The following is a 13,493-nucleotide window of genomic DNA, read 5'->3' as shown; positions in this document are numbered from 1 at the left end:
CCACTCGGCCGGGGAGGGCCGACACCCACCGCACCGTCCGTCCCCCTCGTCCACGCATCCGACACATCCGGGGCCCGGACCTCACGCGCGCTCGAGCACGATGCGCGCGCTCGCCTCGGGCGACAGGTCGAGGCGGCGGAGCGTCTGCGCGTTGAGCGCCACGACGATCGTCGAGAGCGACATGAGGATCGCCCCGACCGACATCGGCAGCACGAACCCGATCGGCGCGAGGATGCCGGCCGCCAGCGGCACCGCGAGGAGGTTGTAGCCCGCGGCCCACCACAGGTTCTGCCGCATCTTGCGGTAGCTCGCCCGGGACAGCTCGATGACGGAGAGCACCGAGCGCGGGTCGGAGCTCGCGAGGACCACCCCGGCCGAGCCGATCGCCACGTCCGTCCCGGCACCGATGGCGATGCCGACGTCGGCCCGCGCGAGCGCGGGGGCGTCGTTGACGCCGTCGCCGACCATCGCCACCGTGCGGCCCTCGCCCTGCAGCGAGGCGACCTTCGCCTCCTTGTCCTCCGGCCGCACACCGGCGAAGACCCGGTCGATCCCCAGCTCGGCGGCGACCGCCTCGGCGACGGGCCGTGCGTCCCCGGTGACCATGGCGACCTCGACGCCCAGCGAGTGCAGGGCGTCGACGGCCTCGCGGGACTCGGGTCGGACGTCGTCCGCGAGGCGCAGCGCGCCGACGACCTCGTCGCCGATCAGGACGTGGAGCACCGTCGAGCCGTCGGCGCCCCAGTGCTCCGCCACCGGCATCGGCTCGGCGCCGCGCTCGGTGAGCAGGTGCGGTCCGCCCACGGACACGCGTGCGCCGTCGACGTCGGCGCTGACGCCGACCGCCGGCGAGGCGGTGAACCCGGTGGCCGCCGGGACGTCGAGGCTCCGCTCGGCGGCGGCTCCGACGATGGCGCGTGCCAGCGGGTGCTCGCTGTCCGCCTCGGCGGCCGCGGCCAGGCGCAGGACGTCCTCCTCGGAGCGGCCGGCGGCGGGATCGACCGCGGTGACGGCGGGCTCGCCGCGCGTGAGCGTGCCCGTCTTGTCGAACAGGACGACGTCGACCGTGCGCATCAGCTCGAGCGCGAGCCGGTCGGTGACGAGCACACCGCCACGCGCAGCGCGCTCGGTGGCGATCGAGACGACGAGCGGGATGGCGAGGCCGAGCGCGTGGGGGCAGGCGATGACGAGGACGGTGATGACCCGGACGACGGCGGCGTCCGGCCTGCCGAGCGCGAACCACGTGATCGCGGTGAGCGCCGCGGCCCCGAGGGCGAACCAGAACAGCCATCCCGCGGCGCGGTCGGCCAGGCGCTGGGCCCGCGAGGTCGAGTTCTGCGCCTGCTCGACGAGCGAACGGATACCGGCGAGCGTCGTCTCGTCGCCGGTCGCCGTGACCTCGACGCGCAGCCCGGAGTCGGTGGCGACGGTGCCCGCGACCACCTGGTCGCCGGTCTCTCGCAGGACGGCGGCCGACTCGCCCGTGACGAGCGACTCGTCCATGCTGGCGGCGCCGTCGACGATGCGACCGTCGGCGGGCACGGTGGCCCCGGGGCGCACGACGACGACGTCCCCGACGACGAGGTCGGCCGGCGACACGCGCACGACGTCGTCACCCTCGACCCGCTCGGCCTCGTCGGGCAGGAGGGCGGCGAGGGAGTCGAGGGCGGAGGAGGTGCTCGCGAGCGAGGCCATCTCCACCCAGTGGCCGAGCAGCATGATGACGACGAGGAGGGCGAGCTCCCACCAGAACGTCAGCTCGCCCCGCAGCAGTCCGAGGTGCGCACCCCACGAGGCGAGGAGGGCGACCGTGATCGCCATGGCGATGAGCAGCATCATGCCGGGCGTGCGCGACCTCAGCTCGTCGACACCGCCGGTGAGGAAGGGGCGGCCTCCCCACACGTACATGACCGTGCCGAGCACGGGGGCGACCCAGGTCAGCCAGGTCGCGTCCGGGAGCGAGTAGCCGACGAGGTCCGCGAACATCGGGTCCAGGACGGTCGTCGGGATCGCGAGCACGAGCATGATCCAGAACAGGCGCCGGAACTGGGCCACGTGGTCACCGTGACCCGCGTGCCCGCCGTGCCCGACGTGCTCGCCGTGACCCCCGTGGCCTTCATGGTCACCGTGACCCGCGTGCGCGTCATGCCCGGCGTGCGCGTGCCCGTGGCCTCCACCGCTGCTGTGCTCCTGCTCGACCGACATGCAGCCACCATATACCCCCCGAGGGTATAAAGCACGAGCGGGTGGGCGCACTCTACGGTCCCGACCCCGGCCCGCCGGGAGGCCCGGGCTAGCGGTTCGCCGGATGCAGGATGGGGCGGTAGACGAGCACCGTGGTGCGGCCGTCGAGCGTCGTGCTCTCGAGCAGCTCGAGGTCGAGGTCCGGTGCGCCGGCGAGGATCGGGCTCGTCCCCGTCACGCCCGAGACGACCGGGAAGAGCGTCACCTGCAGACGGTCGACGAGGCCCGCCGCAAGCAGGGACCGGTTGAGCGTCAGGCTGCCGTGCGAGCGGAGCGGGACGTCGGACGACTCCTTGAGGCGGGAGACGACCTCGACGCCGTCCCCGGCGACGATCGTCGCGTCCGGCCAGTTGACGGGGCCCGCCAGGGTGGCGGAGACGACCGTCGCCGGGGTGTCCCGCATGCGGGTCACCCAAGGGTCGAGGGCCTCGGACCCCGGTGGAGGGTCCGTGAGCATGTCGACGAACTCCGTGAAGGTCGTGGCACCGAACACCATGCGCTGGTCGCGGTCGAACGACGCTCGACGATGCTCGAGGAGCTCGGGGCCCTGCTTGCCCCAGTAGCCGCCCCAGTCGCCTCCGGGCCCGTAGGAGCCGTAGCCGTCGAGGGTGGTGAAGAGGTCGATCGTGTAGGTCGCGCTCATGGCTTCCTCGCCCTTCGTTCCCGCGGACGCGCCGCGCCGACGCGCCGGACCGGTCGACCCGCGACCCTGGCCGCCGCCACGTTCACCCGCCCGACCGGGGCACCGGCGAGCGAGGATCACGAGCCGCACTCAACATAGCGCCCGCGTCGTTCCGCCGGACAGGAGCGGTCAGATCGAGTCGACCACCAGCTTGCCGACGTGGCGGCGCGACGCGAGCTCGTCCTGCGCCTCGCGGATGTCCGCCAGCGGGTACGTCGCGGCGATCACGGGCCGCACGCTCCCGGCCCGCGCGATCGCCACGAGGGCGCGGAAGTGCGCCGGGGTGTGCATGCTCGAGCCGACGATGCTGCGGTTGTGCAGGTAGAGGCGGCGGACGTCGACCGCGAGCTCGTGGCCGGCGAGGGCGCCGGCGACGATCCACCGCCCGCCGTCGCGCAGCCTCTCGATCCCGTCGGCCACGCCCGTCCCGGCGACGACGTCGAGGACGGCGTCCGCACCACCGGGCGCGACCGCGTCGGCGCCCGGGCAGGTCCCGGCGCGCCGGTCCACCACGGCCCGCGCGCCCGCCTGCCGCAGGACGTCCTCGTTGCCGCTGCTCACGGCCACGACGTCCGCCCCGCGCGCCGCGGCGAGCTGGACGAGGGCGAGCCCCACGCCGCCGGACGCGCCGGTGACCACCACGGTCTCGCCGTCCGTCACACCGCCGCGCTCGAGCATGCCGAGGGCCGTCCCGTAGGCGGTGGGCAGGGCGGCGAGCTCCGGGTCCGTCAGCGGCGAGTCGTCGACCGGATGCGCGCGCACGGCCGGGACCGCGACGTACTCGGCGAACCCGCCGTCGCACTCGCTCCCGAGCAGGCCCACCGGATGCGCGTCGTCGCCGCCCCCGTCGTAGATCGCCGGGTCCACGAGGACGCGCCGGCCCTCCAGCGCGGGGTCGACGCCGGGACCACGCCCGACCACGGTCCCGACCACGTCCGCCCCCTGGATGCGCGGGAAGCCGATCGGCCCGCGCCAGCCCGATCGGGCGTCCGGGTCGCCCGGCCTCCCGTACGCGCCCTCCCGCGTCCACAGGTCGGTGTTGTTGAGCGCCGCCGCGCCGACGCGCACGAGCACCTCGCCGGCCCCGGCTACGGGCACCGGCACCCGCGCCGGCTCGACCGCCTCCGGACCACCGTGCCGACGCAGCACCGCCGCGGCCATCGTCTCCTCCGACATGGTCTCCTCCTCCCAGACTTCACCGATCGGTGAACTAGACTTCGACACTATGGTTCACAGATCAGTGAGGTCAACCCCCCTCGACATCGACACCCTCACCCCCGCGGCGCGGCGGATCCTCGACGCCGCGTCGCAGCTGTTCTACGACCGCGGGATCACGGCCGTCGGCGTGGATCTCGTGGCCGAGCGGTCCGGCGTCACCAAGCGCACGCTCTACGACCGGTTCGGCTCGAAGGAGGTCCTCGTGGCCACGTACCTCCGTGACCGCGACCGCCGGTGGCGCGCGCTGGTCGAGGAGACGGTCGCGGACGCCGAGTCTCCGGTCGAGCGTGTGGTCGCACCCTTCGCCGCGCTCGTCGCGTGGTCCACCACCAGCCCGCGCGGCTGCGCGTTCATCAACGCGCTCGCCGAGCTCCCGGACCCGGACCACCCCGCGCACGCCGTGGCGGCCGACGAGAAGCGGTGGCTACTCGACCTGCTCGAACGCCTCGCGACGGAGGCCGGGCTGGCCGACCCGCGCGACCTCGCGCTCACGCTCGCCAGCCTGCACGAGGGCGCGCTCGCGCTGCTCGGCGCCCTTCCCGAGGTCGATCCCGTGGGCGGGGCCCTGCGGAGTGCATCCGCCCTGGTGAGTGCTTCGGCACGCCCGGACATCGGCTGAGCGGCGGCGCGCCAGCCCCACCGCCCCCGGGGGCAGCGCCTAACGTGGGCGCGTGACTCGCTCGCCCATCGCTCTGGCTGCGCTCGCGACCCTGGCTGTGCCGGGGCTCGACGTGGTGGCCACCCGACCCCCGGTCCGCGCCACCACCGACTTCCAGACCACGGGTGTCCTCGACGCCCGCGGTCGCCACTGGGTGGTCCGGATGCCGCGCACCGCGGCCGCGGGAGCGTCCCTCGAGGGCGAGGTCGCCCTGCTCGAGCGGCTCGGCGAGCGGGTCGACGCCGGGGAGCTGCCGTTCGACGTCGAGCGGCCCGCCGGCTTCACGGTCCTCCCGGAGGGCGGCCGCGCCATGGTCTCCCGCGAGCTGCCCGGCCGCGCGATCGACCCCCGCGACGTCGAGGAGAGCCCGGCGCTCGCCGAGCACCTCGGCCGCGCCCTCGCCGCGCTGCACTCCCTCGACACCGACCTCGTCGGCAGCGCCGGCCTGCCCGTCTACGACATGGCGGCCTACCGCGCGCGCCGACTCACCGAGGTGGACGAGGCCTCCCGGACCCGTCACCTGCCCGCCGAGCTCGTCCACCGCTGGGAGTCGGCCCTCGAGTCGGACGACCTGTGGCCCGCCGCCACGACGGTCGTCCACGGCGACCTCGACGCCGAGCTCGTGCGCGCGTCCGAGGACCGCGTGGTCGCGATGTCCCAGTTCGGGGACGCCCACGTGGGCGACCCGGCCGAGGACCTCGCCTGGCTCGTCACGTCCGTCGAGCCCGACAGCGTCGACGAGGTCCTCGCGTCCTACGCCCGGCACACGGCGGCGCCGGAGGACCCGTTCCTCCTCGACCGCGCCCAGCTCGCGTCGGAGCTGCTGCTCACCCGCTGGCTGATGTTCGGGCTGCGTACGAAGGACGACGCGGTGGTCGGCGACGCCCGGGAGATGCTCGACGAGCTCGCGCGCGACGTCGCCGACGCCCCGTCCATCGGCGCCGAGATGCGCGAGCACCTCGGCCGCTCGGCCTCCTCGGGCCCGGTCTCCTCCGGCTCGTCCCTGGCGGGCGCCGCCGCGGCCGGGGGGCCCGGGAACGGGGGCGGGTCCGACGCGCACGGGGACGCTCCCGCGCAGCACGGCCACGGCGGCGGGACCGACGACGACCCGTGGGGGCACGGCCGGGTCGACGTCGACGCGGCGGCCGACGTCGGGGAGTCGTTCTGGCCCGAGCCCGGTGAGGACGGAGCGGCCCACGGAGCGGGCCCCGACGACGACGCGCACCGGGGAGGCGACGCGCCCGCTCCCCGCGACGACGGCTCGGGGGCCCGGCTCGACACCGAGGCGTGGCCCGCGTTCGACGTCCACCCGGGCGAGCCCACGGAGACGCCCGGCGTGCCGGAGCCGACGGCCGCGACGGCCGACCTCACCGAGGAGTATGAGCAGTGGCGGCGCGAGGGCCGCGAGATCTGACTCCTACGCGCCGATCCGCACCCCGTTCTCGATCGCTGACCTGATCCGTGCCTCGACCTCGGCCTCGCCGTCGGTCCGCGCGGGGATCGTCTCGGCGTGGAGCACGTAGTACAGGTGCGCGCGCACGTCCTCGATCGGGACGTTCTTCGCGCGCGACCAGGCGAGCCGGTTGACGTCGAGCTGCAGGAGCTTCGCCGCCCGATCCTTCACCCCGGGCACGCGCCCGGTCTTCCAGTCGACGATCTCGACCGTGCCGTCGTCGTTCGCGTAGACGGCGTCGATCCGGCACCGGAGCACGACCGGCCCGACCCGGACCTCGACGGGCTCCTCCACCGCGGTCGGCCGGCGGCTCCCCCACGCGGAGGACTCGAAGGCCTCCTGGAGCCGGCGGAGCTCGCGCTCGTCGTCCGGCGCCGCCGAGGTCGCCACCGGGTCCTCGCCGTCCGCCCCGGCGCCGCCGCCCGCCCGGGCACCGTCCGCCGATCCGGTCGACCCGGCGAGACCCCCGAGCAGCGAGTCCGCGTCCCCGACGTCCGGGTCGAGGCCGAGTGCGCCGCGCTCGGCGTCGTCGAGGTCCGGGACGAGCCCGGTGAGGACCTCCGACTCGAACCGGTGCTCGACCCACTCGTGGAAGCGGGTACCGAGGTCGGCCTCGCGGCGCGGCGCCCGGGGGATCGGCCGGAGGATCTGGCGCGCGAACCACTCCGGGTCGCTCGCGAGCGAGACCAGGCCGGTCGCGGCGAGGTGCTCGCCGAGCGGCACCTCGCCCCGGCGCGCGCGCAGCTCGTCGCGCTCGGCGAGCAGCAGCGCGGCCGCCCGGTCCCAGCGCGAGGCGTCCGCGCCGTCGTCGAGGTCGGTCGGCCCCGCGGCGGCCGCCTCCACAGCGTGGGCGGCGGCCCGGCTGCGGCGCGCCGCGGCTCCCTGCTGCTCGGGCGGGAGCGGCCAGGTGCCCGCGCGGACACGGCCGATCTGCGCGTTCTCGGTGGGGGCGTCCTCGGGCCGGTCGAGGACGTGGTCCTCGAGCGCCACCACCGCGCCGGTGTCGACCGCCTCGTCGAGGAACGGCGAGCGGAACCGCTCCGTCGTCGTCTCCTTGGTGAAGCTCGCCCAGGTGAGCAGCAGCTCGCTGCGCGCGCGGGTGACGGCGACGTAGGCGAGGCGGCGCTCCTCGGTCAGGGCGTGCTGCCCGGCCGCCCGCTTGAACTCCTCGATCGCGTCGTCCATCCCGTGCTGGTCGACGGCGCCCGTGAGCTCGAGCTGCGGCAGCCGGTCGGCGTCGCCGCGGACGCTCGCCGGGAGCTTGCCCTTGTCCGTGAGCCACGCGGACGCTGTCGGGACCCATGCCTCGGGCCCGTCCCTCGTCGACCCGTCGACCTTGGGGAACGACTTCAGCGAGAGGCTCGGGATCGCCACGACGTCCCACTCGAGTCCCTTCGACCGGTGCATCGTCAGCAGCTCGACGACGCCGCGCTGCGCGTCCTCGGCCTCCGTGCCGTCCGGCGCGTCCCCGAGGCCGTTCTCCTGCTCCTCCGCGCGGTCGAGGTAGCCGAGGAAGCCGGCCACCGATGCGCCGTCGACACCTGCGGCGTACGTCCGGGCGATGCGGACGAGCTCGTCGAGGCCCGCCCGGGCGGTCGCCGGGTCCTCGGTGGACGCCGCGACGACCTCGAGGTCGAGCCCGAGCGCCTCGACCGCCACGCCGACGGCGTCGTGGACGGGAAGTCGCACGGCGGACCGGATGCGCGCCAGCGCCCGCGACAGCTCGGTCAGCCGGCCCCGCGCCGCCTCGGTGAGCTCGTGCCCGGCCGAGGCGAACGCGTCGCGCGGCAGGTGGTCGATCGCCTCGGCGAGCGACTGCTCCTGGCGCGGGTCGATGGCGGACTCGTCGCGGTCGGCGCCTGCGTCGCTCGCGTCCGCACCGGAACCCGGCCCGACCCCGGCGGCCCCACCGGGACCGTCGACCGGCACCGCGCCCGCCGCGGCACCGTCGGAACCCGAGCCGTCGGCACCGGCCTCCGCGCCCTGCCGCAGCCCGAGCCGGGCGATGTGCCCGGCCCACGCCCACAGGGTCCGCAGGTCGGCCAGCCCCAGCCCGAGCCCGGTGACGAGCCGGACGAGCTGGTCGCCGCGCGTGGGGTCGACCGCGACGGCGAGTGCCGCCCGCACGTCGAGGATCTCGGGGCGCGTGACCAGGCCGCCGACGCCGACGATCCGGCACGGCACGCCCTCGAGCCGCAGCGCGTCCTCGAGCAGGGCGAGCTGGGCGTTCGTCCGGGTGAGGACCGCCGCCGTCGGGCCCGTGCCCGGCTCTGCGGCCTCGGCGGCGAGGAACGGCTCGTACCAGCGCTGCCGGAGCGCGTGCGCGAGCCCCTCCGCCTCGTCGACGTCGGTCGGGAACCAGGCGCCGAGGACGGTGCCTACGCCCGCACCGGGCCGCGCGCCGAGCGTGGGCAGGTCCCGGCCGGCGCCGGACCGCAGGGGCGCGGCCACGGCGTTGGCGACGTCGAGGATCGCGTGGTCGTTGCGCCAGGACACCGCGAGGCTCCGCACGGTGGCGGGCTCGGCGCCGCCGAACCGCTCGGGGAACTCGTCGAGGGCCGCCGCCGAGGCGCCGCGCCAGCCGTAGATCGACTGGTGCGGGTCGCCCACCGCCGTCACGGGCCACCCGCCGCCGAACGCCGCAGCGAGGAGGTCCGTCTGGGCCACGGAGGTGTCCTGGTACTCGTCGAGCAGGACGAGCCGGTACCGCGCGCGCAGCTCGTCGCGCACCTCGGGGATCTCCGTGACGATCCGGCGGGCGGCGTCGGCGATGTCGGCGAACGTGGCCACGCCGGTCGCCCGCCGCTCCGCCCGCAGCGCCTCGACCATCTCGAGGAGCTCGACCCGGGCGAGGTGGCTCGTGGCGACGTCCTTCACCTCCTTGCTCGGGCCCTTCTTGCGGCCGGACACGGGGGCCTCGAGCAGGGTCGACGCGGTGGCCTCGAGCTCCTCCCGGAGCAGCCGGGGGGTGAGGTCCGAGGCGAGCAGCGAGGTCATCTCCGCGTCGAGGGAGAGCACCGCCTTGACGAGGGTGGACAGCGCGGCGTCGGCGCCGTGCACGAGCGGGCCCGTCCACCCCGCGACGACCCGGTGCGCGAGCTCGTAGGTCTCGGCCGCGGTGATGAGCCGCGCGGTGGGGTCCAGGCCGAGGCGCAGGGCGTGGTCCTTGTAGATCGCGCCGGCGAACGAGTCGTACGTGCTGACCTCGGGGCGCTCGGCCTCGAGGTCGTCGCGCGGCTCGGTCCGCCGCTGCCCGAGCGCCCGCCGCAGCGTGCCGAGCCGCTCGCGCAGGCGGACGTCGAGCTCACCGGCCGCCTTGCGGGTGAACGTGAGGCCGAGGACCTGGTCGGGACGCACGAGCCCGGCGTGGACGAGGTGGACGACGCGCAGCGACATCGTCTCGGTCTTCCCCGAGCCCGCGCCCGCCACCACAAGCTGTGGCTCCATCGGGTGCGCCATGACGGCCGCCTGCTCGGCGGTGGGCAGGTACCGGCTGCCGAGGAGCCGGGCGGTGTCCTCCGGCGTCACGGCGGTCTCCGACGTCGGGCTCGTCCCGGAGGCCGCACCCTCGCTCGACGCCGCACCCGCGCCCGACGCGTCGCCGGCCCCGTGCCCGTGCGCTCCGTGGGTGCTCATGTGCTCTCCTCCGTGGTCCCGTCCCCGCCGACGCGCCGGCCCGAGGTCTGCAACGGGCACGACGTCCTGACCTCGCAGAACCCGCAGTACTTGTTGGTCCGCACGTGGACGGCGGACCCCGACATCTCGGTGACCGCCTGCCCGATCAGCTCGTGCGCCCACGTGCCCTCCGGCGCGCCGAGGGCCTCCTGCTCCCGCTTGGCGACCGTAACGTTGCTCGTCCCCAGGTAGACGAGCCGGGCACCGGCGGGCTCGGGGCCCTCGCCCCTGCGGTGCTGCTCGAGCAGGGCCACCTGGTAGGCGCCGAGCTGCGCGTGCTGGTCCGCCTCGGCCTGGGAGATGTGGTTGCCGGTCTTGAGGTCGGCGACGACGACCCGGCCGTCCGACTGGGTCTCGAGCCGGTCGATCTGCCCTTTGATGCGGGCGTCGCCCACCACCACGTCGACGTCGACCTCGGTCCTGACCTCGGCGTCGGTCGCCGTGTACTGCGCGAGCTTCTCGATGAGCCGCTCGGCCTTGGCTCGCTCCTGGTCGGCCGCGAGCCCCTCTCCCAGCTCGAGCTCGTCCATGCGGGCGTCGAGGGCGGCGCGGAGCTCGTCGTGCGTCCCGTGCGGGTGCTGCTCGGCGATCTCGTGGACGAGCGTGCCGAGCGCCTGGCTGCCGGAGTCGGCGCCGCGCCCGCCGAACCGGGTGAGCGCCCACCTGAGTCCGCAGGTGGTGACGGACTCGATCGCGGACGGGCTGACGGTGACGGGCTCGTCCCCGGAACGCAGCGGCGCGTCGGTGGTCGGCTCGTGGGCCAGCGCCCAGCCCCGCGGGTCCGCGCCGGCCACGCCCTCGGCCCGCAGCCGGGCGAGGACCCGGGCGGCGTCGGCGTCGCCGGGGTCGGCGGTGAGTCGGTGGCGCAGCCGCGCGACGAGCTCGCGCAGGTCCCGGGCGACGAGCTGCTCACGGTCCGCCGGGCGGGGGCCGGAACCCGGGACGGCGCCCGACGACGAACGTCCCGCCTGGCCCGCCGTCGTCCGTCCCGGTGCAGCGGACGTGGACCCGCCGCTCCCGCCCGCTTCTCCGGGACGGCCGGCCGCGGCGTCCTCGACGGCGTCGGCTCCGCCGTGGTCATGCCCCTCCTCGCCGGGCCCGGCCGCGTCCTTCGCGAGCAGCTCGTGGAAGAGCGAGGGGCCCGAGTCGGGGCCGTCGACCGCGGTGACGAGGAGCCGGGTGGTGGCCCGCGAGGCCGCGAGGACGAGCTGGCGCAGCTCGTCGTCACGGACCTCCTTGCGCGCCTCGGTCCAGCGGTCGGCGCCGTCGCCGCGGCCGGTGACGACGTCGACGAGTGCCTGGCTGCCGAGGATCGTGTCGCGCCGGCGCAGGTCCGGCCAGACGTCCTCCTGCAGTCCGGCGACCACGACGAGGTCCCACTCCTGCCCCGCCGCCTGCGCGGGCGTGAGCACCTCGACGAGGTCGCGGCGACCGGACTGCGCCGCGAGCGTGTCCTCGGCGACCTTCCGGCTCTCGATCCGGTCGACGAACCCGAGCGCGCCGGCGCCCGCGCCGCGCAACTCGTACCGTTCGGCCGCGTAGAACAGGGCAAGGACGGCGTCGAGGTCGGCGTGCGCCTGCGCGGCGCCGGCACCGCCCTCGATGGCCCGGGACTGCCACGGCTCGGCCAGCCCGGACGCGTCCCAGGCGGCCCACAGCATCGGCGTCGGTCCCGCGCCGCCGGCCAGCGCCTCGCGGGTCCGGACGATCACGCGGGCGACCCGCTCGAGCGGGTCGGTCAAGGGCGCGGGCATCGATCCGGGCAGCGCCGCGACGCCGCCGGTCTCGACCGCCCGGGTGGCCTCGAGGAGCACGGTGTCGGAGTCGATCGCGCCGCCCCGGGCCTCGCTGGCCGCCCGCAGGGTGCGCATGAGCCGGCGCAGCGTGACCGGGTCGGCCCCGCCGACGGGCGAGAGCATGAGGTCGCGCAGGGCGGCGCCCGTCGGGCCCTCCGCGGCGGCGCGTACGGCGGCGAGCAGCGGGCGGACGGCCGGCTCGTCGCGCAGCGCACCAAGGCGGCCCGGCGAGACCGGGACTCGGCGGGCCCCGAGCAGGGACCGGATCGCGCTCGCCTGCCCGCTCGTCCGCACGATGACGGCGCACCGCGCGTAGGGCACGGCGTCGACGAGGTGCGCGTGCCGCACGGCGTCCGCGATCGCGTCGGCCTCGATCGCCGCGGAGCCCAGCGTGAGCACCTCGACCGGCGGGCCAAAGGCCGGCGCATCGTCTGCCGCCACACCTCCGGCCGCGGCGACCGGACGGCGACCGCGCGCGGCACCGGCCGCATCACGGTCCGCACCGGCGACGTGCGATCGGCGTCGGGCCACGCCCGGTCCCCCGGCGGGGAGCCGTTCAGCGAGCCGGGCTACGGCCGACCGGAGCGCGGGCGTGCCGCGGTGCACCTCGGGCAGGAGCCGGACCTCGGCCCCGAAGCCGCCGTCGGCGTACCCCGCCGTCGCCTCGCGCACGAGCGAGGGGCTGCCGCCGCGGAAGGTCTGCACGGCCACGTCCGGGTCGCCGAGCAGGACGAGCCGGGCGCCGTCCCGCACGAGGACGCGCAGGAGCCGGGCGGTCGAGCGCGTGGCGTCCTGGTAGTCGTCGACCACCACGAGGTCCCACCTCGGCGTCTGCGGCACGTCGGTCGCCGAGGCGCGCACGCCTATCGGCGGAAGGTGCCACGAGGCGAGGACGAGCGCCGCCTCGTCCACCAGGCGCGCGGAGTCGTACCGCCGGAAGCGACGCTCCGCCCCGCGGCCGCCAAGGGTCGGGGCGTCGTCCGGGTCGTCCTGGTGCCCGAGGGTCTCGCGATACTCCTCGAGGACCGCGGCCACGGCGGACCAGGCGGGGCGGTCGTGCCGCGCGGCGAGCAGGCGCAGGTCCTCCGGCTCGAGGGCGAGCTCGCCGGCCCGGGCGAGGATGTCGCGCAGCTCGTGGCGGAACGCGTCCAGGGCGAGGGCCTCCTGGGGGACGGAGTCCGACCAGCCCGGCCCGCGCACCTCGCCCGAGGCGTGGCCCTCGAGGAGCTCGGCGAGGATGCCGTCCTCGTCCGGCCCGGACAGGAGTGCGGGCTCGGCGCCGCCCCAGTAGGCGGCGTGCTGCCTGAGGAGGGCGAACGCGAAGGAGGTCGGCGTGACGACCTGCACCGCGTCGTCGTGCGCACCGGCGCGGCGGGCGACCTCGTCCCGCAGCCGGCCGGCGACCCGGCGCGACGGGCTGAGGAGCGCGACCCGCCGTCCGGCGCGGGCGGCCTCGACGACCGTCCGCACCGCCAGCGTGGTGCGCCCCGAGCCGGGGGCGCCGAGCACGAGGAGGTGCGGGCCGGCACCGGATGCGACCTCGTCCGCCACCGCGCGGGCCGCCGGTGCGAGCGGGACCTCGGCGGCCTCCGGGGCGGTGTCGAGGCGCAGCCGAGGACGGACCGGGGAGGGCATGCGGACATGCAACCACGCAGGTCCGACATCCGGGCGCGCCCGAGGGGCGGTCCGCGCACGGACGGTCAGGGAGCTCGAGGAGCCGTCCACGTCCGGGCCCACGCGGAGCCCAGGACGCCGTCCGCGATCAGG

Annotated in this window: 7 protein-coding genes; 2 read left to right on the top strand and 5 right to left on the bottom strand. The window is 76.2% G+C overall.

Translation table 11 applies throughout. The annotated features are described in order from the left end of the window. Nucleotides 1-81: 81 nt before the first annotated feature. From ACPYO6_RS14470 to ACPYO6_RS14460, 3 genes are all read right to left on the bottom strand, one after another. Entirely contained in the window at nt 82-2,205 is a 2,124-nt protein-coding gene (locus ACPYO6_RS14470) for a heavy metal translocating P-type ATPase (protein ID WP_425715474.1), read from the bottom strand. Nucleotides 2,206-2,293: 88 nt separating this feature from the next. Further along, nucleotides 2,294-2,887: a dihydrofolate reductase family protein gene (locus ACPYO6_RS14465; RefSeq protein ID WP_425715473.1), complete on the bottom strand. Its 594-nt coding sequence runs from the start codon at nt 2,885-2,887 to the stop codon at nt 2,294-2,296. Nucleotides 2,888-3,055: 168 nt separating this feature from the next. Beyond that, a complete protein-coding gene (locus ACPYO6_RS14460; protein WP_425715472.1) occupies nt 3,056-4,102 on the bottom strand; it encodes a zinc-binding dehydrogenase in 1,047 nt (348 codons plus the stop codon). Between the two features lie 64 nt (nt 4,103-4,166). Here ACPYO6_RS14460 and ACPYO6_RS14455 point away from each other — a divergent pair, with 64 nt between their 5' ends. Then, nucleotides 4,167-4,763, top strand: a complete 597-nt coding sequence (locus ACPYO6_RS14455; RefSeq protein ID WP_425715471.1) for a TetR/AcrR family transcriptional regulator — start codon at nt 4,167-4,169, stop codon at nt 4,761-4,763. 52 nt (nt 4,764-4,815) lie between these two features. Further along, on the top strand, nt 4,816-6,216 hold the full coding sequence (locus ACPYO6_RS14450; RefSeq protein ID WP_425715470.1) for a phosphotransferase: 1,401 nt from the start codon (nt 4,816-4,818) through the stop codon (nt 6,214-6,216). A 3-nt stretch (nt 6,217-6,219) separates the two neighbouring features. Here ACPYO6_RS14450 and ACPYO6_RS14445 read toward each other — a convergent pair whose 3' ends face one another. Both ACPYO6_RS14445 and ACPYO6_RS14440 read right to left on the bottom strand, forming a co-directional pair. Further along, the gene (locus ACPYO6_RS14445; RefSeq protein ID WP_425715469.1) at nt 6,220-9,891 is read right to left on the bottom strand and encodes a UvrD-helicase domain-containing protein; all 3,672 of its coding nucleotides are present in this window, start codon (nt 9,889-9,891) and stop codon (nt 6,220-6,222) included. Beyond that, nucleotides 9,888-13,361 (bottom strand): PD-(D/E)XK nuclease family protein, encoded by a 3,474-nt coding sequence (locus tag ACPYO6_RS14440; protein WP_425715468.1) that lies wholly within the window; start codon nt 13,359-13,361, stop codon nt 9,888-9,890. Before ACPYO6_RS14440 ends, ACPYO6_RS14445 begins: the two co-directional genes overlap by 4 nt. Between the last annotated feature and the right edge of the window lie 132 nt (nt 13,362-13,493).

The sequence above is a fragment of the Georgenia sp. Z1344 genome (assembly GCF_049856295.1).
GTDB lineage: Bacteria > Actinomycetota > Actinomycetes > Actinomycetales > Actinomycetaceae > JB111.
This window is presented reverse-complemented; position numbering and strand designations above follow the sequence as displayed.